This is a genomic window from Streptomyces sp. IBSNAI002 (assembly GCF_052244475.1).
Taxonomy (GTDB): domain Bacteria; phylum Actinomycetota; class Actinomycetes; order Streptomycetales; family Streptomycetaceae; genus Streptomyces.
Window position 1 is genome coordinate 810,881 of the sequence record NZ_JBQPXG010000002.1, and the last position, 23,617, is coordinate 834,497.

At 74.7% G+C, this 23,617-nt stretch carries 19 protein-coding genes; 6 read left to right on the forward strand and 13 right to left on the reverse strand.

Going from position 1 to position 23,617, the window contains the following annotated elements:
- Positions 1–90: 90 nt before the first annotated feature.
- Positions 91–2,247: a discoidin domain-containing protein gene (locus ACTVZO_RS04030; protein WP_443297016.1), complete on the forward strand. Its 2,157-nt coding sequence runs from the start codon at positions 91–93 to the stop codon at positions 2,245–2,247.
- A gap of 127 nt (positions 2,248–2,374) precedes the next feature.
- On the opposite strand, the gene ACTVZO_RS04035 is transcribed toward ACTVZO_RS04030, so the two are convergent.
- The 5 genes from ACTVZO_RS04035 to ACTVZO_RS04055 form a co-directional block, all read right to left on the reverse strand.
- Positions 2,375–3,292 (reverse strand): NADP-dependent oxidoreductase, encoded by a 918-nt coding sequence (locus tag ACTVZO_RS04035; protein ID WP_443303040.1) that lies wholly within the window; start codon positions 3,290–3,292, stop codon positions 2,375–2,377.
- A 136-nt stretch (positions 3,293–3,428) separates the two neighbouring features.
- Positions 3,429–4,823 (reverse strand): GH1 family beta-glucosidase, encoded by a 1,395-nt coding sequence (locus ACTVZO_RS04040; protein ID WP_443297017.1) that lies wholly within the window; start codon positions 4,821–4,823, stop codon positions 3,429–3,431.
- Positions 4,820–5,689, reverse strand: a complete 870-nt coding sequence (locus ACTVZO_RS04045; protein ID WP_443297018.1) for a carbohydrate ABC transporter permease — start codon at positions 5,687–5,689, stop codon at positions 4,820–4,822. Before ACTVZO_RS04045 ends, ACTVZO_RS04040 begins: the two co-directional genes overlap by 4 nt.
- Positions 5,679–6,698, reverse strand: coding sequence for a carbohydrate ABC transporter permease (locus tag ACTVZO_RS04050; RefSeq protein ID WP_443297019.1), 1,020 nt, complete (start codon positions 6,696–6,698; stop codon positions 5,679–5,681). Before ACTVZO_RS04050 ends, ACTVZO_RS04045 begins: the two co-directional genes overlap by 11 nt.
- 10 nt (positions 6,699–6,708) lie before the next feature.
- Positions 6,709–8,031 (reverse strand): ABC transporter substrate-binding protein, encoded by a 1,323-nt coding sequence (locus ACTVZO_RS04055; RefSeq protein ID WP_443297020.1) that lies wholly within the window; start codon positions 8,029–8,031, stop codon positions 6,709–6,711.
- A gap of 157 nt (positions 8,032–8,188) precedes the next feature.
- Here ACTVZO_RS04055 and ACTVZO_RS04060 point away from each other — a divergent pair, with 157 nt between their 5' ends.
- The gene (locus ACTVZO_RS04060; protein WP_443297021.1) at positions 8,189–9,499 is read left to right on the forward strand and encodes an ROK family transcriptional regulator; all 1,311 of its coding nucleotides are present in this window, start codon (positions 8,189–8,191) and stop codon (positions 9,497–9,499) included.
- A 48-nt stretch (positions 9,500–9,547) separates the two neighbouring features.
- Here ACTVZO_RS04060 and ACTVZO_RS04065 read toward each other — a convergent pair whose 3' ends face one another.
- The 4 genes from ACTVZO_RS04065 to ACTVZO_RS04080 form a co-directional block, all read right to left on the reverse strand.
- Complete coding sequence (locus ACTVZO_RS04065; RefSeq protein ID WP_443297022.1) at positions 9,548–10,723, reverse strand: LacI family DNA-binding transcriptional regulator; 1,176 nt, start codon at positions 10,721–10,723, stop codon at positions 9,548–9,550.
- 18 nt (positions 10,724–10,741) lie between these two features.
- A complete protein-coding gene (locus ACTVZO_RS04070; RefSeq protein ID WP_443297023.1) occupies positions 10,742–11,878 on the reverse strand; it encodes a hypothetical protein in 1,137 nt (378 codons plus the stop codon).
- A 98-nt stretch (positions 11,879–11,976) separates the two neighbouring features.
- Positions 11,977–14,415 (reverse strand): glycoside hydrolase family 3 C-terminal domain-containing protein, encoded by a 2,439-nt coding sequence (locus tag ACTVZO_RS04075; protein ID WP_443297024.1) that lies wholly within the window; start codon positions 14,413–14,415, stop codon positions 11,977–11,979.
- A 263-nt stretch (positions 14,416–14,678) separates the two neighbouring features.
- The gene (locus ACTVZO_RS04080; RefSeq protein ID WP_443297025.1) at positions 14,679–15,755 is read right to left on the reverse strand and encodes an RNA ligase (ATP); all 1,077 of its coding nucleotides are present in this window, start codon (positions 15,753–15,755) and stop codon (positions 14,679–14,681) included.
- A 166-nt stretch (positions 15,756–15,921) separates the two neighbouring features.
- Here ACTVZO_RS04080 and ACTVZO_RS04085 point away from each other — a divergent pair, with 166 nt between their 5' ends.
- Entirely contained in the window at positions 15,922–16,665 is a 744-nt protein-coding gene (locus tag ACTVZO_RS04085; protein ID WP_443297026.1) for an SDR family oxidoreductase, read from the forward strand.
- A 46-nt stretch (positions 16,666–16,711) separates the two neighbouring features.
- Here the strand turns inward: ACTVZO_RS04085 and ACTVZO_RS04090 are convergent, their stop codons facing one another.
- Entirely contained in the window at positions 16,712–17,509 is a 798-nt protein-coding gene (locus ACTVZO_RS04090; protein WP_443297027.1) for a peptidoglycan-binding protein, read from the reverse strand.
- A 119-nt stretch (positions 17,510–17,628) separates the two neighbouring features.
- Entirely contained in the window at positions 17,629–18,075 is a 447-nt protein-coding gene (locus tag ACTVZO_RS04095) for a hypothetical protein (RefSeq protein ID WP_443297028.1), read from the reverse strand.
- Positions 18,076–18,476: 401 nt separating this feature from the next.
- Between ACTVZO_RS04095 and ACTVZO_RS04100 the strand changes: the two genes are divergently transcribed.
- On the forward strand, positions 18,477–18,911 hold the full coding sequence (locus ACTVZO_RS04100; protein ID WP_443297029.1) for a hypothetical protein: 435 nt from the start codon (positions 18,477–18,479) through the stop codon (positions 18,909–18,911).
- Positions 18,912–18,913: 2 nt separating this feature from the next.
- Here ACTVZO_RS04100 and ACTVZO_RS04105 read toward each other — a convergent pair whose 3' ends face one another.
- Positions 18,914–19,210 (reverse strand): hypothetical protein, encoded by a 297-nt coding sequence (locus ACTVZO_RS04105; RefSeq protein ID WP_443297030.1) that lies wholly within the window; start codon positions 19,208–19,210, stop codon positions 18,914–18,916.
- A 109-nt stretch (positions 19,211–19,319) separates the two neighbouring features.
- On the opposite strand from ACTVZO_RS04105, the gene ACTVZO_RS04110 reads away from it, so the two are divergent.
- Together ACTVZO_RS04110 and ACTVZO_RS04115 are read left to right on the forward strand one after the other, a co-directional pair.
- Complete coding sequence (locus ACTVZO_RS04110; RefSeq protein WP_443297031.1) at positions 19,320–19,772, forward strand: hypothetical protein; 453 nt, start codon at positions 19,320–19,322, stop codon at positions 19,770–19,772.
- A 434-nt stretch (positions 19,773–20,206) separates the two neighbouring features.
- Positions 20,207–20,713, forward strand: a complete 507-nt coding sequence (locus ACTVZO_RS04115) for a GNAT family N-acetyltransferase (protein ID WP_443303041.1) — start codon at positions 20,207–20,209, stop codon at positions 20,711–20,713.
- 1 nt (position 20,714) lies between these two features.
- Here the strand turns inward: ACTVZO_RS04115 and ACTVZO_RS04120 are convergent, their stop codons facing one another.
- The gene (locus tag ACTVZO_RS04120) at positions 20,715–23,456 is read right to left on the reverse strand and encodes a DNRLRE domain-containing protein (protein WP_443297032.1); all 2,742 of its coding nucleotides are present in this window, start codon (positions 23,454–23,456) and stop codon (positions 20,715–20,717) included.
- Positions 23,457–23,617 lie beyond the last annotated feature (161 nt).

Genomic DNA, 23,617 nt, shown 5'->3' on the forward strand with positions numbered 1-23,617 from the left:
TTCATGAACGCCGAAACCCTTGACGGCCCTGTCGGCGGGCAGTTCACTCACGCTTCGATCCCCCGGATCCATGACGTCAGGAGCACCCGCATGCCCCTCCTCTCCGATCGCCCGCCGCGGCTCACCGTCGCGGCGCTCGCCGCCGCACTGGTCGCGGCCCTCCTCGTCCTGCTGCCGGGCACCGCCGCCCAGGCGGCCCCCGTGCTGCTCTCCCAGGGCAAGCCCGCCACCGCCTCGAGCGTGGAGGGCGCCGGGACGCCCGCCGGCGCGGCCGTCGACGGCGACAACGGCACCCGCTGGTCGAGCCAGTTCGCCGACCCGCAGTGGGTACAGGTCGACCTCGGCGCCCCCGCCCAGCTCAGCCAGGTGGTGCTGCGCTGGGAGACGGCGTACGCGAAGGCGTACCGGGTCGAGCTGTCCGCCGACGGCCGGCAGTGGTCCACCGCCTACGAGACGGCCGCGAGCACCGGCGGCGTCCAGACCCACGACATCTCCGGCACCGCCCGCTACGTCCGGGTGCACGGCACCCAGCGGGCGACCGCCTGGGGCTACTCGCTCTGGGAGTTCCAGGTCCTCGGGACCGCCGGGACCGACCCGGTCATCCCCGGCGGCGGCGACCTCGGCCCGAACGTGATCGTCTTCGACCCGTCCACCCCGGACATCCAGGGCCGGCTGGACGAGGTCTTCCGGCAGCAGGAGTCGGCCCAGTTCGGCTCCGGCCGCTACCAGTTCCTGTTCAAGCCGGGCACCTACAACGGGCTCAACGCCCAGCTCGGCTTCTACACCTCGGTCTCCGGCCTCGGCCTCAGCCCCGACGACACCACCATCAACGGCGACATCACCGTCGACGCGGGATGGTTCGGCGGCAACGCCACCCAGAACTTCTGGCGTTCGGCCGAGAACCTCGCGCTGAACCCGGTCAGCGGCACCAACCGCTGGGCCGTCTCGCAGGCCGCGCCGTTCCGCCGGATGCACGTCAAGGGCGGGCTCAACCTGGCTCCCGACGGCTACGGCTGGGCCTCGGGCGGCTACATCGCCGACTCCAGGATCGACGGCCAGATCGGCAACTACTCGCAGCAACAGTGGTACACCCGCGACAGCTCGATCGGCGGCTGGTCCAACGCGGTGTGGAACCAGGTGTTCTCCGGGACCCAGGGCGCGCCGGCGCAGTCGTACCCGAACCCGCCCTACACCACCCTGGACACCACCCCCGTCTCCCGGGAGAAGCCCTTCCTGTACCTGGACGGCAGCGAGTACAAGGTCTTCGTCCCGGCGAAGCGCACCAACGCCCGCGGCACCTCCTGGGGCAACGGCGCACCGCAGGGGAGCTCGGTCCCGCTGAGCCGGTTCTACGTGGCCAGGCCCGGCGCGAGCGCGGCGACGATCAACGCGGCGCTGGCCCAGGGCCTGCACCTGCTGTTCACCCCGGGCGTCTACCACGTGGACCGGACCATCCAGGTCAACCGTGCGGACACGGTCGTGCTGGGACTCGGTCTGGCCACGATCGTCCCGGACAACGGGGTGACCGCGATGAAGGTCGCCGACGTGGACGGCGTGCGGCTGGCCGGATTCCTGATCGACGCGGGCACCGTCAACTCGCCCACCCTGCTGGAGGTCGGTCCGGCCGGCGCCGGTACGGACCACGCGGCGAACCCCACCACCGTGCAGGACGTGTTCGTCCGGGTCGGCGGTGCGGGGGCGGGCAAGGCCACGGTCGGCATGGTGATCAACAACCACGACACGATCGTCGACCACACCTGGATCTGGCGGGCCGACCACGGCGACGGGGTGGGCTGGGAGACCAACCGCTCCGACTACGGGTTCCGGGTGAACGGGGACGACGTCCTGGCCACCGGGCTGTTCGTCGAGCACTTCAACAAGTACGACGTGGAGTGGAACGGCGAGCGCGGCCGCACGATCTTCTTCCAGAACGAGAAGGCCTACGACGCGCCCAACCAGGCCGCCATCCAGAACGGGCCGGTCAAGGGCTACGCGGCCTACAAGGTGGCCGACTCCGTCGACACCCACGAGGGGTGGGGCCTGGGCAGCTACTGCTACTACAACGTGGATCCGACCATCCGTCAGGACCACGGCTTCCAGGCACCGGTGAAGCCGGGTGTGCGGTTCCACGACCTGCTCGTGGTCTCGCTGGGCGGCAACGGCCAGTACGAGCACGTCATCAACTCCGTCGGTGGCCCCACTTCGGGCACCTCGACCATCCCCTCGACCGTCGTCTCGTTCCCCTGATCCACCCCTGACCCCCGGCAGACGCGGGGCGGCCCGGCGGCCGCCCCGCGTCCCCGCGCGGACCCCGCGCGTCGCCCCTCTCCCCGCCGGGCGGCGCGCGGTTCCGCATGCCCTCACGGGCACGGGCTCAGACCTCGATGACGATCTTGCCCGCCGTGTGTCCGCCCTGGCTGAGCTCGTAGGCGGCCGCCAGCTCGGCCAGCGGGAAGGTCCGTGCGACGGTCACGGTGAGCTGTCCGGCCTCGGCGAGCCGGCCCAGCTCGGCCAGGTCGCCGCCGACCGGGCGCACCCACATCCACTCGCCGCCCGAGCCGGTCACGGTGGGGTCGGCGATGGAGGCGTGCCGGCCGTCGTCGTGGAGCACCCTGCGGGTGACGTCGAGGACGCCGCCGACGAAGTCCGCGACGACGGTGGCGCCGTCGGGGACCAGGGCGAGGACCCGCTCGGCGAGCCCGTCCCCGTAGGCGACGGGCTCGGCGCCGAGTTCGCGCACGCGGTCGTGGTTGCGCGGGGAGGCGGTGCCGATGACCCGGGCTCCCAGGGCGCGGGCGATCTGCACGCCGAAGGAGCCGACGCCGCCCGCGGCGCCGTGGATGAGGACGGTGTCGTCCTTGCCGGTGCGCAGCCGGGTCAGGACCTGGTAGGCGGTGAGTCCGGCGAGCGGGAGGGCGGCCGCCTCGGCCCAGCCGAGCGCGGCGGGCTTGTGCGCGAGGGCCCGTACGGGCACGGTGACGAACTCGGCACAGGTCCCGCCGTGCACGTAGTCCTTGCGGGCGTAGGCCATGACCTCGTCGCCCTCGGCGAACTCGGGGGTGTCGATGCCGACCCGCTCGACGGTGCCGGCGACGTCCCAGCCCGGAACGACGGGGTACACGACGTCCATCAGGGCGTCGAGGCCGCCGCCCATGATCTTCCAGTCGACCGGATTGACCGCGGTGCACTTCACGCGGACGAGGACCTCGCCCGGGCCGAGCTTGGGGACGGGGAGCCTGGTGTCCCTCAGCACCTCCGTTCCGCCGTACGTCTCGTACGCCATCCCTCGCATGGTGTTGTCCTGCGGCATGTACCCGACCTCTCCGTGAGCTGCTGGACCCGCCCCGGGGCCCATCCCACCACGCGCACCGCGCCCGGCCCGAGAAGCGGGGCGGGCGCGGGCGCGGGGCGCGTCGGCGGACGGGGTGTCAGCGGGCGGCCCGGTGCGCGGCGATGAGCTCCGCGTAGCGGCGGCCGCTGGTCTTCACCGTGCGGCGCTGGGTGGCGTAGTCCACGTGGACCAGGCCGAAGCGCTTGTCGTAGCCGTAGGCCCATTCGAAGTTGTCCAGCAGCGACCAGGCGTAGTAGCCGGCCACCGGTGCGCCGCGGCGGGACGCGCGGGCGCAGGCGGCCAGGTGGGCGGTCAGGTAGGAGGCCCGTTCGGGGTCGTGGACGCGGCCGTCCGGGTCCACGGTGTCGGGGTACGAGGAGCCGTTCTCGGTGATGTGGATGCGCCGGTCCCCGTACTCCTCGTGCAGGCGCATGATCAGCGTCTCCAGGCCGTCGGCGTCGACCTCCCAGTCCATGCCGGTGCGCGGGACGCCGGGCCGGTCGATCTGGCGGGCGAAGGGTGCGGGGCCGGCCGGGTCGGCGGTGACGACCTGCGGGAAGTAGTAGTTGAGGCCGATCCAGTCGAGGGGGGCGGCGATCGTGGCGAGGTCGCCGGGGCGTTCGGGGAGGTCGACGCCGTAGACCTCGCGCATGTCGGCGGGGAAGCCGCGGCCGTGGACGGGGTCGAGCCACCAGCGGTTGACGTGGCCGTCCATGCGGCGGGCGGCGGCCCGGTCCGCGTCGCTGCCGGTGGCGGGCTCGACGGTGGAGAGGTTGTTGACGATGCCCACGCGTGCGGCGGGGGCGGCGGCGCGGACGGCCCGGGCGGCGAGGCCGTGGCCGAGCAGCAGGTGGTAGGAGGCGCGGACGGCGGCGGTGAGGTCGGTCCAGCCGGGGGCCATCCGGCCCTCCAGGTGGCCGATCCAGGCCGAGCAGAGCGGCTCGTTGAGGGTGGCCCACTGGGTGACGCGGTCGCCGAGGCGTTCGGCCACGAGGCCGGCGTACGCGGCGAAGTGCTCGGCGGTGGCGCGCTCGGGCCAGCCGCCGCGGTCCTGGAGGGCCTGGGGCAGGTCCCAGTGGTAGAGGGTGACGTTGGGCTCGATGCCGGCCTCGAGCAGACCGTCGGTCAGCCGGTCGTAGAAGTCCAGCCCCTTGGCGTTGACGGGTCCGTAGCCGCCGGGCACGACGCGCGGCCAGGCGACGGACAGCCGGTAGGCGTTGGTGCCGAGCTGCCGCATCAGGGCGATGTCGCCGCGCCAGCGGTGGTAGTGGTCGCAGGCCGTGTCGCCGGTGTGACCGCCGTCGACGGCTCCGGGGACGCGGCTGAAGGTGTCCCAGATGGAGGGGGCGCGGCCGTCCTCCGCGGCCGCGCCCTCGATCTGGTAGGCGGAGGTGGCGGTGCCCCAGGCGAAGTCGGCGGGCAGCGCGTCGAGGTCGACCGCGCGGTCGGCGGCCTGCGGCCCGGTCACGGGAAGGCTTTCGGAAAGGGTCATTTGACGGCTCCTGCCGTGAGTCCGGCCACCAGGTACTTCTGCAGCAGCAGGAATCCGGCGACGACGGGGATGCTGACGACGAGCGAGGCGGCCATGATCTGGTTCCAGTACACGTCGTTCTGCGTGGAGTAGCCCTGCAGTCCGATGGCGAGGGTGCGGGTGGTGTCGTTCGTCATGACGGAGGCGAAGAGCACCTCGCCCCAGGCGGTCATGAAGGCGTACACGGCGACGGCGACGATGCCGGGGACGGCTGCCGGGATCACGACCCGGAACAGTGCGCCGAGCGGGCCGCAGCCGTCGACGGTGGCCGCTTCGTCGAGGTCGCGGGGCACCGAGTCGAAGTACCCGATGAGCATCCAGATGGAGAAGGGGAGGGAGAAGGTGAGGTAGGTGAGGATGAGCCCGCCGCGGGACCCGTAGAGCGCGACGCCGGTGCTGTTGCCGATGTTCACGAAGATCAGGAACAGCGGGAGGAGGAAGAGGATGCCGGGGAACATCTGGGTGGAGAGCACGGTCACCGTGAAGAGGCGCTTGCCGCGGAACCGGTAGCGGCTGACGGCGTACGCGGCGAACACGGCGATGACCACGGAGCAGACGGTGGCGGCGCCGGCCACGATGAGGGAGTTCACGAAGTACTTGGCGAGCGGCACGGTGTGCCAGATGTCGATGTAGGGCCGGATGGTGAGCCCGGTGGGGATCCAGCGGAACTGGCCCGCCACGTCCTCGAGGGGCTTGAGCGAGCTCGTGACCATCACGTAGACGGGCAGCAGGACGAAGCCGGCGAGCAGGGTCAGGAAGACGGCCCGGATCGCCCGGAAGGAGCGGGGCGGGTCGAGCGGGCTGCGGGTCCGGGGGCTAGCGGGCATCGGCGTCCCTCCGGCCGCGGGTGGTGAGGAGCAGGTAGCCGGCGGTGACCAGCAGGAGGAACAGCAGCAGGAGGACGGACATGGCCGATCCGGTGCCGAAGTTCCAGGTGACGAAGCTCGACTGGTAGATGTGGATGGAGATCAGGTCGGCGGCCTCGGGGGCGGACTTCCCGAACAGGACGAACGGCGTGTTGAAGTCGTTGAAGGTCCACAGGAACAGCACCAGGATCAGCACCTGGTTGACCGCTCCGACCGAGGGCAGGGTGATCCGGCGGATCTGCTGCCAGATGCCGGCCCCGTCCAGCGCGGCCGCCTCGTACAGGTCCTTGGGGATGTTCTGGAGCGCGGCCATCACGATGAGGAAGGCGAACGGCCAGCCCTTCCACACGGACACGGTCAGCAGCGCCCAGAAGCTGTTGTCGCCCAGCAGCCAGAAGGTGTGCTCGGCGCCGCCGAGACCGAGCTGGTCGTGCAGGACGTGGTTCACCAGGCCGTTGTCGCGCTGGAACATGAACGCCCAGGTGATGACGGCCGCGTAGACGGGCAGGGCGTACGGGACGAGGAACAGGGCGCGCAGGAGGCCGCGGCCGCGGAAGCCCTCCTGCATGAACACCGCGGCCGCGGTGCCGAGCAGCCAGCACAGGCCGACGGAAAGCAGGGTGAACAGGCAGGTGGTGAGGAAGGAGCCGAGGAGGGCCTCGCCGACGGGCCGGTTGACGTCGACGGCGAGTTCGTAGTTGTCGAAGCCCGTCCAGGGGGCGCGGGACCAGTCCCGGATGAAGAACTGGGTGAGCCCGCGGAAGCTCATGAGGATGCCCATCGCCATCGGGACGAGGTGGATGAGCAGTTCGAGGAGCAGGGCGGGCAGCAGCAGGAGGTAGGGCAGGGCGCCGCGGCGCAGGCGGCCGGGGCGCGGCGGGCGGCCGGGGCGGCGTGCGCGGGGCGCCGTGCCGCGCTGCCGCGGTCCCGTCGGGGTGCCGGGTGGGAGCGTGGCGGGTGCGGAGGTCATCGGGCGCGGCTCAGTTCGACATCTGCTGCTGGGCCTTGGTGAGCCTCGCCCTGACCGAGTCGGTGGTCACGGGGCGGCCGGCGGCGGCGTCGGCGAAGAGCTCCTTGACGGCGGTGCCGACGGCGGTCTCGAACTGGGACTCCTCGGGGACCTGCGGGAGGGGGGCGGCGCTGGTGGCGAGGGTGGTGCGGAGCACGGTGAGGTCCTCGGTGGCGAAGGCCGGGTCGGTCTGGGCGGCCTTGACCGGCGGGATCGACCCGTAGGTCTTGTTGAGGAGCTTCTGCTCCTCGTCGCTGGTCATGAACTTCACGAACTTCAGGGCGCCGTCGATGTTGTCGGTGTTCTTGAAGACGGCCATGTTGATGCCGGCGACCATGGAGTTGGTGTTGCGGCCGGCGCCGGGCGTGCCCCCGGCCGGGACGGGGACGGGGGCGACGCCCCAGTCGCCCTCCTTCATCCCGTGCGCCTTGAAACTGCTGGCCGCGCTCTGCCACAGGACCATGGCGGTCTTGCCGTTGGCGAAGTCCTGGAGGGACTGGTTCTTGTCGTACTCGGCGTTGCCGGGCGAGATGACCTTGTCCTTGGCCATCAGGTCGACGTACTGCTTGACGGCCTCGACGTTGGCGGGGGTGTCGAAGGTGGGCTTTCCGGCGGCGTCGAAGAACTCGGCCCCGTGCTGCTGGGAGAGGACGAAGGCCTGGTGGATGTTGTTGGAGAGGTTGGAACCCTCCGCGCCCAGCGCCCACTTGCCGTCCCTGGACAGCTTCTGGCCGGTGGTCACCAGCTCGTCCCAGGTGGCCGGGGGCTTCTCGATGCCCGCCTCCCGGAACATCTTCTTGTTGTAGTAGAGCGCGTAGGACATCGAGTAGAGCGGTACGGCGGCCGGGTCCTTCCCGGCGGCGCCGGCCGAGCCGATGGCGGACTCGACGAAGCGGTCCTTGCCGCCGATCGCCTCGAAGTTCTTCGCGTCCCAGGGGAGCAGGGCTCCGGTGGCCTGGAGGGAGGAGGACCAGGTGTTGCCGATGTTGAGGACGTCCGGGCCCTGTCCGGAGGCGGTGGCGGCGAGGATCCGGTTGAGCAGGTCGGACCAGGGGACCACCTCGAGCTTGACCTTGATGCCGGTCTGCTGCTCGAACTTCTTCAGCTCGGGGCCGAGCGTGGCCTGGTCCGCCGCGATGTCGGCCCCCTGGTTGGAGGCCCAGTAAGTGAGCTCCTTGGGCGCCGTGTTGCTGCCGCCGCCGGTGTCGGCGGATCCGCCGCCGCAGGCGGTGGCGGCGGTGGCGAGGAGGGAGACTGTGACAGCGGCGGCGGCAGCGGCTCTGGTTCTGCGCATGGCAGCTCGGTCCCTTTCGGCGAAGGTCGGGGAAAGGCCGACGTGGAGTGCTCCGTCCAGGCCTTAATTTAGGACGTGAGTTAAGCCTCGTGAAAGGGTCGCGTCAAGGGGTCGCGCAAGGGTATGTTGCGAGCGATGTCACTGCGGAAGGGGCCGGATGACCACGGGGCGTAGCGGGCGAACGGTGCGGGACCTGCGGCGGGGAAACCGGAGCGCCGTCCTCCAACGGCTGTACTTCGGAGGGCCGATGAGCCGCCAGGAGCTGGGGCCCGCCACCGGACTGAGCTCGGGATCCGTCAGCAACGTCGTGGGCGAGCTGGTGGCCGACGGACTGCTGGAGGAGGCCGGGATCGTCGACTCCGACGGCGGCCGGCCCCGCACCCTGCTGCGCGTGTCGGCCGGCAGCGCGCACATGATCGGCGTCGATGTCGGCGAAACCCGGGTCCGTGTCGAGCTGTTCGACCTGACCCTCACCGAACTGGCGCGCACCGAGATGCCGTTGCTGCCGCGGGGCTGCTACGACGTCGGGCCCATCGTCGACCACATCCGGCACGGGATCGAGACCGTGCTCGCCGAAGCCGGGGTCGGCACCGAGCGGCTGCTGGGCGTGGGCGTCGGGGTGCCCGGCATCGTGGACCGCGACGCTCCGGGCGGGACCGTGGTGCACGGCCAGACCATCGGCTGGGACGCGGTGCCGCTGGAGCAGCTGCTGCGCGCCACCGGGGCCCTGCCGCAGGAGGTCCCGTACATCATCGACAACGGCGCACGGACCCTCGGCCAGGCGGAGATGTGGTTCGGGGCGGGCCGCGGGGCCCGGGAGGCGGTCGTCGTGCTCTTCGGCTCCGGCGTCGGCGCCAGCCTGATCACCGACGGCTCACCGGACGGCGGGACGACCGAGGGCACACCGCTGGAGTGGGGCCACCTGACGGTCTCCGTGCGCGGGCGGCGCTGCCGGTGCGGGGCGCTGGGCTGCCTGGAGGCCTACACGGGCGCCGAGGCCCTGCTGGCGCGCTGGGCGGAGCGGGGCGGAGCGGCCGGCGGGCGCCCGGTGGACTCCGTGGACGAGGAGGAGGCCCTCTCCGGCCTGCTGGCCGCGGCCGGTGCCGGGGACCCGGTGGCGCGGGAGGTCCTGGAGGAGACCGCGGAGTACCTGGGCGCGGGGCTGTCGGACCTGATCAACCTGTTCCAGCCGGAGCGCATCCTGATCGGCGGCTGGGCGGGCCTGATGCTCGGCCCGCACATCCTCCCGTCGGTACGGGGGCACGCGACCCGGTACGCGCTGCGCCATCCGGCCGACCGGGTCACCGTCGGCATGGGCTCCCTGGGCCCCGACGCGGTCACCGTCGGCGCGGCGACCCTCCCGCTCTCCGCGTTCTTCGCGACCGGCGGCCGGCGCGCGGCCCCGGACCCGCAGACCGAACCCCCGGGCTGGCGGACGGCCCTGGAGGTGCGCGGCGCGGGCCTGTAGGGCGCAGGCGTGCCCGCGGCCTGCGGCGGCCGCGGCCCGCGGCGCCCGTCAGGCGGAGTCGCGGACCACCAGGGCGGGGGCGAACAGCACCGAGGCCGGTTCCGGGGGCGCGGTGCCCGCGACGCGGTCCAGGAGCAGGCGGACCATCTCCGCCGCCATCTCCTCCACCGGCTGGCGCACGGTCGTCAGCCGCGGCCGGCAGGCCGACGCCGCGCCGGAGTCGTCGAAGCCGACGACCGCCACGTCGTCCGGGATCCGGCGGCCGTGCTCGCGCAGTACCAGGCAGGCCCCCTGCGCCATCAGGTCGTTCGCAGCGAACACCCCGTCCAGGTCCGGCTGTTCGGCGAGCAGGCGGCGCATCGCCCGCTCGCCTCCGTCGAGCGTGAAGTCCCCTTCGGCGACGCGGAGCACCCCCGGGCGGCTGTCGTGGCCGACCCCGCCGGCCCCGTCGGCCCCGCCGTCCCGGCCGTCCGCCGCCTCGCGGAAGCCCGCCGCCTCGCGGAATCCCGCCATCCGCTCCCGGCTCGCCGACACGTCCGCCGGGCCACCGATCGCCGCGAGCCTCCCGCGCCCGAGCCCGAGCAGGTGCCGGGCCGCCAGCGCACCGCCCTCGCGGTGGGCCAGGTCCACGTGGTCGAGCGGCACCCCCGCCGCCGGGCGCGCGAACAGCACCGCGGGCAGCCCGGCCGCCGCGAGCATCCCGGGCAGCGGGTCCCGGGGATGGGTGGTGACCAGCAGGGCCCCGTCCGCGCTGCCCTGCGCCAGGTACGCGAGCACCTGCGCGCGGTCCTCCCCGGTGTCGGCGAACATCAGCACCGGGTGCACACCGGCCGGCCGCAGCGCGCCGGCCACCCCGCCGACCACGCGCCCGAAGAAGGGGTCCTCGAACACCCGGGCCGCGAACCCGTCCCGCGCCCCGTCCCGGGCCCCGGCCGACGCCCCGTCCGGCGCCGCGCCCGCGCCGGAGACGACCAGGGCGACGGTTCCGGACCGGCGGGTCACGAGGGAGCGGGCGGCCCGGTTCGGCACGTACCCGGTCGCGGCGACGGCCCGCTGCACCGCCTGCCGGATGGCCGGGTCCACGTTCCGGACGCCGTTGACCACCCGGGACACCGTGGCCCGCGAGACCCCCGCCGCGCGGGCCACGTCCTCCAGGGTCGGCGCCCCGCCCGCCCCGACTCCCGCTCCCGCCAGGCGCTTTGCCGTACCCCGCCCCGTTTCCATGGCGGCACTGTAGCGGCCTCACCTCACCGCGCGAGCCGGTAGGCGTTCGTGATGGTCACGCGCATCGTGTTGCCGCTCTTGTCCTTGAGGTCCACCCGGAAGGACACGGCCGTGGCCGCCGCCGGGTGCTTCACCCTCGAGCGGGCCCCCTTGGAGCCGGTGGTCACGGTGAGCGGCTTCCAGGTCGCTCCCCCGTCGTAGGAGACGCCGACGGTCAGCTCGGCGAGCCGGCCGGCCGGCCGCGGCTGCCGTCCCGCCCAGGCTCAGCTCCGGCGAGAGCCGCACCGTCGACAGCGGCGGCCGGGCCGGCTCCTCGCCGGGCGGGCGGGCCGAGGTGAAGGTCCAGGCCACGGCCACCTTCGTACTGATGGACGTGTCCTCGGCGGAGCGGCTCGCCGCCATGCTCAGGCGGTACGCCGCGGAGCCGGCCGGGACCTCGGCGCTCAGACAGCCGGTGGCCGGACCCTCGGCGATGACCCGGCCGCCCGACTCCAGCCGCGCGAACCCGCCGGTGACGACGGAGGAGCCCGAGTGGCCGCTGCCGTCGTTGAACAGCTGGACCCTGGAGTCGATGTAGTCGCCGTACCGGGTCGCGCCCTGGTCGTCGGAGGCCTCCGGATCGGGGCCGACCACGCCCGTGTTGAAGGTCAGCGCGTGCCGCGTGGCCGGCTTGTAGGCCACCGGACCCTTCGTGCAGATCATGCGCTCCTCGCCTTCGGCGCCCAGCTGCGAGGCGGTCCAGGCCCAGCGCACCCCGGTGGCGCTGAGGTACTGGGTGGCGGCCAGCGGCAGACTGCGTTCGGACTCGGGCTGCACTCCCGCGGAGAATCCGTCCCCGCTCATCGGTGTGGCGCTGATCAGGCCCTTCGCCCCCGCCGGGCGGGCGTCCGTACGGCCGGTGACCGCCGACCACAGGGCCGCGGCCCGCCCTTGGGCACCTCGAACGCCTCGCAGGGCGTCCTGCGGGATGACGTAGGTGTGCTCGGCCGCGCGCCGCACCGAGAAGCCGGTCCCCGAGCGGCCCTCGCCGCGTAGGAGCTCGGCGCCGGCCGACAGCGTCGCCGTGACCAGCAGGCCGGGCCAGTGCGGCGGCGAGTGCCGCCCTCCTCGTTCCCGAAATCGGTCCCATCCGTGTTCCCCCGTCTTCGCGCGCATGCCGAAGTGGCGCCCGCTGGCACGCAGTTGGGGGAGGTTCGGTTCTCCGAGGGCGCGGGCGGACCCTGCGGGAGGGCCGGGGACGGTCCGGCGCGGCCCTACCCGGAGGTGTCCAGCTCCGCCCGCAGCGGGAGTTCGCCCGCGGTGGGGCCCGCCCGTACGGTGAACCGGCCCGGCTCCGTCACCCAGGCGCGGGCCGCCGGGCACCAGTGCCTCAGGGCGCGGGCGGGGATCCGTACGTACGCCGTCACCCGCTCCCCCGGCCCGGCCCGCACCGCGGTCCACCCGGCGAGCCAGCGCACCGGCCGCTCGACCGCCGAGCCGGGCCGGGAGAGGTGGACCTGGACGACCTCGCGGCCGGGGCGGTCGCCGGTGTTGCGGAGGACGACGGGGATCCGGTAGCCGCCGTCCGCCCGCGGCCTCGGCGCGCCGAGGGCCTCGTACCGCCACGTGGTGTAGCCGAGACCGTGGCCGAACCAGTAGGCGGGGGTCCGGCCCGCGCGCAGCCAGGCCCGGTGGCCGACGTGGAGCCCCTCCTCGTACGGGAGGATCCCGGCGGTGGGGCGGGTGGTGCGGACGGCGGCGTCGGTGAGGGCCGCCGGCCAGGTGGTGGGGAGCCGGCCGCCGGGTTCGCCGCGGCCGAGGAGGACGTCGGCGAGGGCGTGGCCGGCCTCCTGCCCCGGGAACCAGGTGAGGAGCACGGCGCCGGCCTCTGCGCGCCAGGGGAGTTCGACGGGGCCGCCCGCGTTCACGACCACGACGGTACGGGGCTGGACGCGGATGACCTGCCGCACCAACTCGTCCTGCGGCTCGGGCAGTCGCAGCGAGGTGCGGTCCCGGCCCTCGGACTCCGCGCCGTCGGTGGTGCCGACGCAGACGACCGCCACGTCGGCGTCGCGGGCGGCGGCCACGGCGGCGGCGAGCGATCCGGCGGGGTCGGGCGCGGGTGCAGCGGCCGTCAGGACGGTGGCCCGGCCGGTGCCGGGAGCCAGCCGTCGGTGTGCGCGGACCTCGACCGGGCGGCCGGCGGTGAGGTGGACGCGGACGGTCTGCTGGGGCGGGCGGACGTGCACCACGGCCGGATCGTCCGTCCCGGGCGGGAACTCCCCCGCCAGCACGGGCTGTCCGTCCACCGTGAGGCCGAGCGTGCCGAAGCCGGCGAGCCCGAGGGTCCAGCTTCCGGTCGCGTCCGGCCGGAGTACGGCGGCCAGTTCGACCGTGTGGGCGCCCGGGGGCAGTTCGGGCTCCAGCACCCGGCCCGAGGGCTGGTGCGCGCGGTGCAGTACGGCGCCGGCGGCGTCGAGCACGCGCAGCCGTACGCCGGGTGCGCCGGTCTCCGGGTCCCGGGCGTACCGCGCGCCGAGCGGCGCCGGACCACCGCCGTCGGCCGGGGGCGGTCCCGGCTCGTGGACGAGGCGCACCGGCGGGGGCAGCGCGGCCTTCAGCCCGGCCAGCGGGGTGACCACGGCGTGCGGGAACACCTCGGAGCTGCCGCCGCCCTGGACGCGCGGGTCGTCGGCGTGCGTTCCGATGACGGCGACGGTGGCCGGAGCCCGGGCCCCGGGGTCCAGGGGCAGTACGCCCCTGTTCTCGAGGAGGACGAAGCTCGCGGCGGCGGCCGCGCGCAGCAGCGTCCGGGCGTCGGGCTCCCCGGCCGGCTCCCCGGCCGGCTCCCCGTCGGCGGCCAGGGGGCCGAGCGCGCCGACCCGTCCGGCGAGCCGCAGGAGCCGGCGCGCCTTGTCCCGGACGGCCGCGGCCGGGACCCGCCCGCGCTGCACCGCGTCCAGCAGCGCCTCCCCCCAGGGCCCGCCGGGGCCCGGCATCAGCAGGTCCTGCGCCGCGACGCCGGAGGCCGTCGTCGACCGGCCGGCGCCCCAGTCGGAGACCACCACCCCGTCGAATCCCCACTCCCCCTTCAGGGGCTCCGCGAGGAGCGGGCTCTCGGTCATGGTCGCTCCGTTGACCCGGTTGTACGCCGACATCACCACCCAGACCCCGGCGTGCACGGCGGCCTCGAAGGGCGCGAGGTACACCTCGCGCAGCGCTCGTTCCCCGACCCGGACGTCGAGGGTCAGCCGGTCGGTCTCGGAGTCGTTGGCGACGTAGTGCTTCGCGGTGGCCGCCACCCCGCGGGACTGGATGCCGCGGACGAGGGCCGCACCGGTGCGGGCCGCGAGCAGCGGGTCCTCGGAGAAGCACTCGAAGTGCCGGCCGGCGAGCGGGCCGCGGTGCAGGTTGAGGGTGGGAGCGAGGAGGACGTGCACGCCCTTGCGGCGGGCCTCCTCCCCGAGGAGCGCGCCGAGCCGGCACACCCGGTCCTCGTCCCAGAGCGCGCCGAGGGCGCTGGCGGAGGGCAGCAGCGCGGAGGTCCGCGCCTCGTCCCAGCCGGGCCCGCGGACACCGGCGGGGCCGTCGGCGAACACCATCTCCCGCAGCCCGACGGCCGGTTCGGCGTGGGTCCGCCAGGTGTCGGCGCCGGTGAGCAGCCGGACGGCCGCGCGGAGATCGAGCCGGGGGGCGGGACCGCCGCCGTCCATGCCGGTGCCTTTCGCCGGGGCGCGTTGCGGGAGAGCGCTCTCCCGGGATCATCCCGGCCACCGGGATCCGCGTCAACGGTGGTGCCGAGGCCGGGAGTTGCCGGAACGGGACGGGGCCGCTCCCCCGCCCCTTCCCGAACCGGGGCTCCCCCCGGACCCCGTACGGCGCTCCGCGCCCGCGCCTCAAACGCCGGCGGGGCTGGGCTCCGCTGACGCCGCTTGCCAGGTGCGGGGTCAGGGGCACGGCCCCGGTCCCCGCCCCGTCACTCGTACTCCGTGCCGCCCTTGCGGGTCAGGTACGCCGGGCTGACCGCCTTGGCGATGGCGCGGCCGCCCACGACCGGGCTGTAGCGCTCCGCCGCCGGGCGGATGACGACCCCCTCGCGCAGGTGCAGGCCCCGCCCGGACACGGTCTCGCGGCCGCTGGCCACCTCCAGCACCTTGTCCAGCCCGTACGGACCCTCGTACAGCCGCGGCACCAACGGCAGTTCGCCGTCCGCCAGCACCACCTGCGGATCCAGCCACCGCAGCTGCCCGTCGATCTCCGCGGACACGTCGAAGACGGCGTACCCCGGCGGCGTGTCGGCGGTGCGCACGACCGTCCCGTACCCGAGGTCCTGGACGCCCGCCCCGTACACCTCCCCGAAGATCCCGACCCGCGACGCGCCGAGCCGCTCGGCCAGCGCGGCCGCCACCGCCGGTACGCCGTGGCCCCGTACGGCCCGCCAGTACACGTTGCGCTCGTCCTCCTTCAGCGCGAGGCCCTTCGCGCCGAAGCCCTTCGAGGAGACCAGCACCCGCCCGCCCTCGGCCACGTACGTGAACAGGCTCGCTGTGCCGTGCAGTTTCTCGGTCAGGACGACGGGCTCGCCCGGCTCGAAGATGTGCGGGTAGCGCTGGAGGTTCTCGATGTCCACCCACGGCATCAGGTCCGGGGCCGACTCCACGTCGCCGCTCATCGTGGTCGGTACGGGCGGCGACCACTTGGTGATCCCGAGCAGCTCCGCGAAGTCCGCGCCCTCCTTGGCCGCCTGCGCCAGGTCGACGTCGGCGAGCGCTCGCGGCCGGCAGACCAGCCCCTGCGAGAGCTCGCCGCGCAGCCGGACCGCCTTGACCCGGTCTGCGGAGCTGCCGGCGAGCCGTCCCGTCAGTCCCAGCTCCTCGATCAGCCCGGCCGGCAGGACCGCCTGCTCGGGTATGTACACGGCGAACTCGCCCGTGCGGTAGGCCCCCTTGGCGACGACGGCCCGGTACAGGCCCACCTGGGCCAGCTCCAACGCGTCGGCGTTCGGGTGCTCGTGGACGGTCAGCTCTTCGGCGGTGACTCTCAGAGTCGACATGGCAGCTCCCCCTCGGATCTGGTGCGGATGTGCGGACGGCGTGCCCGGGCCTACTCTCCGCGCCGCCATTTTCGCTGGTCCAGCGCTTTTCGGAGTGCTAGGGGGGTCTCCGGGGGCCTCGCGTATCCTCGGCCCCGAACCCGCCTTCGGCCTCCAGGAGCCCGCCATGTCATCTCGTCCGGTCACCGTCGTCACCGGCGGCAGCAGAGGCATCGGCGCCGCGACCTGCCTGCGGCTGGCCGCGGGCGGGCACGACGTGGTGCTGGGGTACGCGCACGACGTGGCGGCCGCGGAGGCCGTCGCCGAGCGGGTGCGGGACGCCGGTGCCCGCTGCGTGACCGTGCGCGGGGACATCTCCGAGGAGTCCGGTGTCGAGCGCCTCTTCGACGTCGCCGGGGCCGAACTCGGCATCGTGACGGGGCTGGTCAACAACGCCGCGGTGACCGGCCCCCTGGGCCGGCTCGCCGATACCCGCACCGAGGATCTGCGCCGGGTGGTCGAGGTCAACCTCCTCGGATATCTGCTGTGCTGCCGCCGGGCGGCGCGGGACATGGCGGAGTCCGGCGGCGGGGCGATCGTGAACGTCTCCTCGACGGCCGCCACCCTCGGCAGCCCGGGCGAGTACGTGCACTACGCCGCGACCAAGGCGGCCGTCGACACGCTGACCGTCGGGCTCTCCAAGGAGCTGGGACGGGACGGCATCCGGGTCAACGCCGTGGCGCCGGGCGTCATCGAGACCGACATGCACGCGGCGATGGGCGATCCCGACCGCCCGGCCCGCGCCGCGGCCGGGATCCCGCTCGGCCGGCCCGGACAGCCCGAGGAGATCGCCGGGGCGATCGCGTGGCTGCTGTCGCCGGAGGCCTCGTACACGACCGGAGCGGTCCTGAAGGTCTCCGGCGGCCGCTGAGGGCGGATCCTCGGGCGGGCGACCCCGGCGGGAGCCCCGGCGGCCGTCAGGCGAGCGCCGCCCGGGTGGCCGGGCCGTAGACGCCCTGCGGGTCGCCCTTGATGTCCCGGTCGCGCTGGAGCTGGCTGACACCGCGCCGGGTCTGGCCGTCGTACACGCCCGTGATCGAGACGTACGTGAACCCCTGCCCGAAGAGCAGCTCCTGCAGGGCGCGCACCTCCGGACCGCGGTCGCCCATGCGCAGCGTCCCGGGCGGGCCCGACGACCCCGCGGCCTGCGGCGCGCTCGGCGCGGGTGTGGCCTCGGGGCCGGGCGCGGCGGTCTGGGCGGACGCGCCCGGGGAGGCGGATCCCCCGGCCCTGGCCGAGGGCGCGCCGGTGGGTGCGGTCGCGGTTGCGCCGGCTTCGGGCCCGGGCTCGCCGTCCGCACCCGGACTGCGCGCCGGGAGCACCGGTACGGACAGCTCGGGCGCCCGCTCGGAGCGGGGCGGCGTCACCGGACCGGGGTCTCCCGGCAGGAGGACCATGGCGCCGGCCAGCGCCAGCGCGAACAGGACTCCTGCGGCCACGGCCCGCCCGCCGCCGCGACGCCCGCCCGCAGTGGGGGAAGCGGGCTCCGCGGCGGGCTCGGGAGCGGGCTCGGGCGCCGGGGCGGGAGCGGCGGCGCGGGACGGCGCCGGGCCCGGGAAGGACAGCGGCCCGGTCTGCATCCAGGAGGGCGGCTCCGTCGGCCGGGACGGGCCGCCCGTGGAGGCGAAGTACGGTCGGACGAGCGGATGGTGGTCGTCGGGGATGCCCGCGCTCTCGTCAGAGTCGTGGGCACGGGGTCTGCCCGGCTGGGACATCGGCGGCCTCTCCGAAGTGGTGCTCGAGCGGTGGTTCTCGACCGGCGCACTCTCGCCTTCCACGACGCCCCAGGTCAAGCCGGGTGTCCGGTCTGCCCGTCTCCATCCGTTCTGCCGGATTACCGGCGGATCGACGTGGCCCAGACGGTGCCCGCGGCCAGCAGCATCAGAGCTGCTCCGGCGAGCGGGGCGGCGGGGGCCGAGACGCCGTCGACGGCGAGGCCGCCGAGCAACGCGCCCGCGGCTATGGCCAGGTTGAACACCGCGACCATGAGCGAGGTGGCGGCCTCGGCCGAGGCCGGAGCCGCGCAGAGCATCCACCGCTGGAGGCTGACCGAGACCCCGCCGTACGCGAGCCCCCAGGCGAGCAGCAGGACGGTCCCGGCGGCCGCTCCGGGGAGGACGGCGATCAGCGCGACGGCCGCCCAGCCCTTCCAGGCGGGCCCGCCGTCGGGTTCCGGGACCTCGGCGGACGGACCGGTCTCGGGGTGGGCGGGACCGGGCGCGTTGCGCTTCCTCGGCCCGGGATCGGACGCGGGGGTGCCGGGCGCGGCGGCTGAGGTCATGGATCGGGCTCCGTACGGGCTGGTCGGCGGGCGGGACTGGGCGGGCAGGGCCCGGCGGCAGGGCTGGGCCCGGCGGCAGGGCTGGGCCCGGCGGCAGGGCTGGGCCCGGCGGCAGGGCTGGGCCCGGCGGCAGGGCTGGGCCCGGCGGCAGGGCTGGGCCCGGCGGCAGGGCTGGGCCCGGCGGCAGGGCTGGGCCCGGCGGCAGGGCTGGGCGGCGCCGGGCACCGGGGGTCGCGCCTCCCCCGTCACCCGCACTGCCGTTCCCCTTCCCGCAACCCCCCGGTCATTCCCGTACGCACCCCGGTCATTCCCGCGCGCCGTGTTCGTCGTCCGGAGCCCGCCGTCACCCGGACGCGTGAGACGGGGCCCTGCCCGGCCGGACCGTACGGCAAGGTGGTCGGATGCAGTTACGCCGGGCCGTGCCCCTCTCCCTCCTCGCGCTGCTCGCGAGCGCCGGCTGCGTCTCCGTCGGCCCGCAGGATCCGGCTCCGGTCCCGTCGGGCGGTTCCGTACCGCACGTCGGCGCGCCCGACGCCCCGCCTCCCCCGCCCTCGCCGCTGCCGCTGCCGCTGGGTGAGCTGCCGGCGGCCGCGGCGGACACCCCGGGCCCGGAGCCTTCGCAGGCGCGGCCCCCGGCCCGCGCCGCCCGGCCGCCCGCTCCCCGCCCGGCGAAACCGGCGGCCCCTCCCCGCCGCCCGCGCCCGGCCAAGCCGGCGCTGCCCCACCCGGTGCGGCGGCCTGCCCCGGCGCCGGGCCTGGACGAGGTGTGCGCGGCAGCCGAGGGCGCCGTCCCGCCCTCGATCGTGGACCTGTGCCTGCGCCAGTACGGCCGCTGACGTCAGGGTCGGCGGCCGCACGCCGAAGCGCACCGGCGGACCGTGTCACGGCGGGCGGCGCGCAGCCGGTGCACGGTGGTGCGGCCCCGGCGGCGCCATTCGCCGCGGGGCAGCGCGGCGCGCTGGCCACCGCCCGCGATGAGAGCGTTGACCGGGGTCATCGGGTCGGCGGCCATCGCCTTGGCGAGCAGTACGCCGACGACGAGCGGCACCAGGGCGACGGCCAAGGCCGAACCGGCGGTGGTGACGTGCTGCATGCGCGGGCGGGCCGGCGCGCTGGTGGAGGCCTCGGAGATCATGGCCCCATTCGACCAGCGGCGGAGCGGCGGGGAATCGGGGCGGGTACTCAGGCCGTTGGGCACGACGTACTCAGACGGACCAGACGGACCAGGCGGGCGGTGGTGGGTGATGGCGGCAGCCGGGCAGGGCTTCGAGCCCGCAACCGGTGCCGGTCCGGCCGCGCCGGACGCCGGGCGGGCGGCGGAGCTGCGTACGGCCTGGGAGGGGCTGCTGCAGATCCGCCGTCTGGTCAACGGTCCCGCGGGCGAGGCGGTTCCCGCTCCGTGGGAGCTTCGGCAGCCGTCGCGCGCGGTGGCCCTCGCCCTGGAGGCCTCGGGGATCACTCCGTCGGCGGCGGACGGGGAGGGCCGGCCCACGAGGACGGGCTACCGCGTGGCCGCCGGGCCGGAGCCCGGGCGGGTCGAGGTGACCTGGACCGGACCGAAGGGCGGGGGCGCGGCCGCGGAGGAGCAGGAGCGGCTGACGGCGTGCGCGGGCGTACTGGAAGGGCTGGGCTGGGTCTGCCTCCTGTACCGGGGACCCCGCGGGCGGCGCTTCCTCGAGGTGGAACCCCCGCGCTGACCTCCGCCCCGGCCCGGGCCCCCGCCGGACGAAATCCGGTGGCCCGCACAGCCCCGTACCCCGACACTCGTCGGATGGGCATGCTCGACGCACTGGCGGACCGCATCAGCCGGGGCGAGACCGTGGAGTTCCGGCCGACCGGCGGAACCATGGTGCCGCTCGTCCCCAGCCGCGGGCTCGTACGGGTCGCGCCGGCCGATCCCGCGCTGCTGGAAGTCGGCGACATCGTGCTGGCGCGGGTCTCGGGCTCGGTGTACCTGCATCTGGTGTCGGCCGTGGACGCCGCCCGCCGGCGCGTGCAGATCAGCAACAACCGGGGCCGGGTGAACGGCTGGACCGGGCACGACCGGGTGTTCGGGATCTGCCTGGCCGTAGACGGCGCACCCCGCCCGGGCTCGGCCGGCAAGGTCCGCCGGTCCGTCGTCCGGCCGCCCGTGATCGCCGCCCGGCGACTCGACCTGGTCCCCCTGCACCCCTCGCACGCCGACGAGATGGCCCTCGTCCTGGCCGATCCCGCCCTCCACTCCTTCATCGGCGGGGCGCCGCTGCCGCCCGCCGCGCTGCGCGCCCGCTACGAGCGGCTCGCCGCCGGCTCCCCCGACCCCGCGGTCGTCTGGGCCAACTGGGTGCTGCGGCTGCGCGGGCCGGGGTGCCTGGTCGGCGCCGTCCAGGCCACCATCACCCCGGCCCTCGACCGGGCCGAGCTGGCCTGGACCGTCGGCACCCCCTGGCAGGGCCGGGGGTTCGCGACGGAGGCCTCCCGCGCCCTCGCCGACTGGCTCAGGCTGCTGCCCGTCGGTCTGCTGGTCGCGCACGTCCATCCGGACCACGCCGCCTCGGCGGCCGTCGCGACGGCCTGCGGGCTGCGCCCGACCCCCGACCGCCAGGACGGCGAGATCCGCTGGGAGTCCACCCCCCTCCGCCGTTCTCCGACCCGCTAGGTCACGGCGCGCCGAAGGTCAGCGTCAGCTGCGGGGTGCCCTCGTTGGCCTGGGCCTCCGAGGACCACAGCCACAGGGCGTCCGTTCCGGCGCTGCTCAGGGCCAGGGCGTAGCCGCCGCCGAGGGCCGCGGCGACGGTCTGGGTGTCCAGCCCCGTGGTGTGCACCGCCGAGCCGTCCGGGATCCCCGCGAAGGCACCGAGCGCCGGACCGCCCAGCGAGGGCCGGTTGTTGTAGGTGGTGCCGCCCTCGGTCCACGGCCCGGTGACCGGGACGACCGAGACGGTGTCCGCCGTGCCGGCGCCGCTCATGGTGCTCGTCTTGACGCTGAGGACGGCCGACTTCAGCACGGTGCCCGCGGGCGCGGCGGGCAGGCTGAAGCGCAGGTAGCTCGCGTAGAACGAGGAGCCCCGTACGGCGAGCGAACTCGAGGTCCCGTAGTTGCCCTCGGGTGCGCCCGCGTTGGCGTAGGTGTCCTCCGAGGCGGTCACCCGCACCACCGAGTCGGCCGGGGCGGTGGCGAGGGCGTAGTGGTTCTGCACCTGCGCCGCGCTCAGCACGGTCGGGTAGACGGCCGTCTCGTCGAGCCGGCCCGCCCAGTACTCGCTCGTCGGGCGGTCCGGCCAGCCGCCGAGGCTGTCGCCGCCGGCGTGCCAGTAGCCCGAGAAGTTCTCGTGCGTGGTGACGCCCAGCGTGCCCTTCTGGACTCCGTCCACGTAGAGCGTCATGCCGCCGGGCCCCTGGGTGGCGACGGCGTGGTGCCACTGGTCGTCGTTGTAGGCGGCGCTGGTGGTGACGGTGCGGGTGGCGCCGGTGTACACACCGAAGACGAGCCGGCCGTCGTTGGTCATGTAGAGGTGCTTGTCGTACTGGTTGCTGCCGCGCGCCTGGTTGTTCCCGAAGCCGAAGAGCTTGCCGCCGCGGGTGGTGTTGGTCCTGAACCAGGTCTCGATGGTGTAGGTGCTGCCCACGGTCTGGCGCTTGTCCCCGTACACCTGGGTGTCCGTGCCGTTGAAGCCGATCGCGGTGCTCGCGCCGGAGACCGCGCCGGGCGACTGGCGCAGGGCGGGGGCGTTCAGGTGCACGCCGCTCTGGTTGCCGCCGTCCGAGGAGTCGGCGGCGAAGGGCAGGGCGGACTCGTCGTAGCGCCAGTACTGCTGGGCGCCGTCGGCGCGCACCTGGTTCGGGTAGCCGTCCACCGATGTCGGGACGGTGACGCTCGCGGTGCCCGACAGGGCGCTGGTGTTCCCGGCGGCGTCGGTCGCCGACACCCGGTAGGTGTACGTCTGGCCCGGGGTCACGGTGGTGTCGGTCCAGGAGGCCTGGGGGCGGCGGAAGAACAGCGAGTCGGCGGTGACCGTGGCGATCGGGGTGGCCGCGCCGTTGCGGTGGATCCGGTAGGTCAGCGCGCTGTCGTCGAGGTCGAGGGCGGTGCGCCAGCGGACCTGGGCCTCACCGGGTTTGAAGCTGACGGCGCTGGCCACGGGCACGCTGGGCGCGCCGGTGTCCCCGGTGGAGGCGAAGCGCGTCAGGCTCTGCTGCGCGGCGCCGTTGACGGTGGTGAACTCGCCGCCGACCCACAGGTACTGGACGCCGCCCTTGGAGCCGACCGTCATCACGCGGGGGCCGATGCCCTCGCCGATGCCGTCGTTGGTGTCGGGGGCCCAGCCGAGTTTGCCGGTTCCGCCGGTGGGCTGGGCGAGCAGGTGGTGGCGCTGGCCGTCGGGGAACTCGCCGACGCTGGAGCAGTCGTGGGCGTGCGAGGCGCTGTAGAGCACGTTCTGGTACGGGAGCACGGCCTGGGTCGCGCCGAGGCAGGTATCGCGCCAGCGCTGGCCGAAGCCGGCGAGGTCGAGTGCGATCCGCCCGTCGAAGACGCCGCCGCCGGTGCCCTCGTTGGCGGTGTAGAACCCGGTCGCGTCGGTGGCGATGTCCTTGACGACCGAGTTGGTCTCGATGAAGCCGGGGTAGGACTTGGTGAGCGCGCCGGTCGTGGCGTTCACGACGGCCAGGGCGTGGGTGTTCGTCCCGTTGACGGTGAAGAAGTCGCCGCCGAGCAGCACGGCGGTGCCGTCGGGGGTGACCTCGACGGCGCGGCCGGGTTCGTCGGCGTCGGCGGTGAAGGGGCGCAGGGATCCGTCGGTCGCGTCGACCGCGGCGAAGCGTTCGCGCTGCTGGCCGGCGACGGTGAGGAAGTCGCCGCCCGCGTAGACGGTGTCGCCGGTGACGGCGAGGGCCCGTACGGTGGCCGCGAAGGCGGGCCGGAAGCCGGGCTTGACGGTGCAGGTGGCCACGTCGATGGCGGCGAGGCTGGAGACCGGGGTGCCGTTGACGGCGCCGAAGTAGCCGCCCGCGTACAGGGTCTGCTTGTCGGGCGAGAGGGTGAGGGCGCGGACGGTGGCGGTGCCCGAGCCGACGGTGAAGGAGAGCGCGCAGGAGGTCGGGGCGCCGGTGGCGGCGTCGAGCGCCGCGAAGTTCACGGCCGGCTGTTCGCTGCCGGCGGCGCCGGCGGGCGGGCGTACGGTGGAGAACGTGCCGCCGGCGAAGACCTTGCCGCCCGCCTCGGCGAGGGCCCAGACCACGCCGTTGGGCTGCCAGGTCGCCAGGGCGTCGGCGGTGAACGCCACGGGCGGGGTGATGGCCGCTGCCTGCGGGACGAGGCCGAGGGCCAGTCCGGCGCCGGTTGCGGCCAGGGACAGGGCGAGAGCGGCCGCCAGTCGTCTGCATCCACTGGATCTACGCATGAACCCCCCAGTTCGGTGTGGTGCGCGGCCGTGCCGTGCCCGGCCGCCGTGGCATGGCCGGAAACCGCCGAACGGCGGCCCGCGCTCATGCGTACGGGCGCACCCTAGGACGAATCGGCCTCCCGTTCACCCCACTTGACGTATCGGATGCGCAATCGCGC

Excerpts from the sequence above, each read along its gene's own strand:
- ACTVZO_RS04030 (WP_443297016.1), top strand. The coding sequence starts at position 91 with ATGCCCCTCCTCTCCGATCGCCCGCCGCGGCTCACCGTCGCGGCGCTC.
- ACTVZO_RS04035 (WP_443303040.1), bottom strand. The coding sequence starts at position 3,292 with ATGCGAGGGATGGCGTACGAGACGTACGGCGGAACGGAGGTGCTGAGG.
- ACTVZO_RS04040 (WP_443297017.1), bottom strand. The coding sequence starts at position 4,823 with ATGACCCTTTCCGAAAGCCTTCCCGTGACCGGGCCGCAGGCCGCCGAC.
- ACTVZO_RS04045 (WP_443297018.1), bottom strand. The coding sequence starts at position 5,689 with ATGCCCGCTAGCCCCCGGACCCGCAGCCCGCTCGACCCGCCCCGCTCC.
- ACTVZO_RS04050 (WP_443297019.1), bottom strand. The coding sequence starts at position 6,698 with ATGACCTCCGCACCCGCCACGCTCCCACCCGGCACCCCGACGGGACCG.
- ACTVZO_RS04055 (WP_443297020.1), bottom strand. The coding sequence starts at position 8,031 with ATGCGCAGAACCAGAGCCGCTGCCGCCGCCGCTGTCACAGTCTCCCTC.
- ACTVZO_RS04060 (WP_443297021.1), top strand. The coding sequence starts at position 8,189 with ATGACCACGGGGCGTAGCGGGCGAACGGTGCGGGACCTGCGGCGGGGA.
- ACTVZO_RS04065 (WP_443297022.1), bottom strand. The coding sequence starts at position 10,723 with ATGGAAACGGGGCGGGGTACGGCAAAGCGCCTGGCGGGAGCGGGAGTC.
- ACTVZO_RS04070 (WP_443297023.1), bottom strand. The coding sequence starts at position 11,878 with ATGCGCGCGAAGACGGGGGAACACGGATGGGACCGATTTCGGGAACGA.
- ACTVZO_RS04075 (WP_443297024.1), bottom strand. The coding sequence starts at position 14,415 with ATGGACGGCGGCGGTCCCGCCCCCCGGCTCGATCTCCGCGCGGCCGTC.
- ACTVZO_RS04080 (WP_443297025.1), bottom strand. The coding sequence starts at position 15,755 with ATGTCGACTCTGAGAGTCACCGCCGAAGAGCTGACCGTCCACGAGCAC.
- ACTVZO_RS04085 (WP_443297026.1), top strand. The coding sequence starts at position 15,922 with ATGTCATCTCGTCCGGTCACCGTCGTCACCGGCGGCAGCAGAGGCATC.
- ACTVZO_RS04090 (WP_443297027.1), bottom strand. The coding sequence starts at position 17,509 with ATGTCCCAGCCGGGCAGACCCCGTGCCCACGACTCTGACGAGAGCGCG.
- ACTVZO_RS04095 (WP_443297028.1), bottom strand. The coding sequence starts at position 18,075 with ATGACCTCAGCCGCCGCGCCCGGCACCCCCGCGTCCGATCCCGGGCCG.
- ACTVZO_RS04100 (WP_443297029.1), top strand. The coding sequence starts at position 18,477 with ATGCAGTTACGCCGGGCCGTGCCCCTCTCCCTCCTCGCGCTGCTCGCG.
- ACTVZO_RS04105 (WP_443297030.1), bottom strand. The coding sequence starts at position 19,210 with ATGATCTCCGAGGCCTCCACCAGCGCGCCGGCCCGCCCGCGCATGCAG.
- ACTVZO_RS04110 (WP_443297031.1), top strand. The coding sequence starts at position 19,320 with ATGGCGGCAGCCGGGCAGGGCTTCGAGCCCGCAACCGGTGCCGGTCCG.
- ACTVZO_RS04120 (WP_443297032.1), bottom strand. The coding sequence starts at position 23,456 with ATGCGTAGATCCAGTGGATGCAGACGACTGGCGGCCGCTCTCGCCCTG.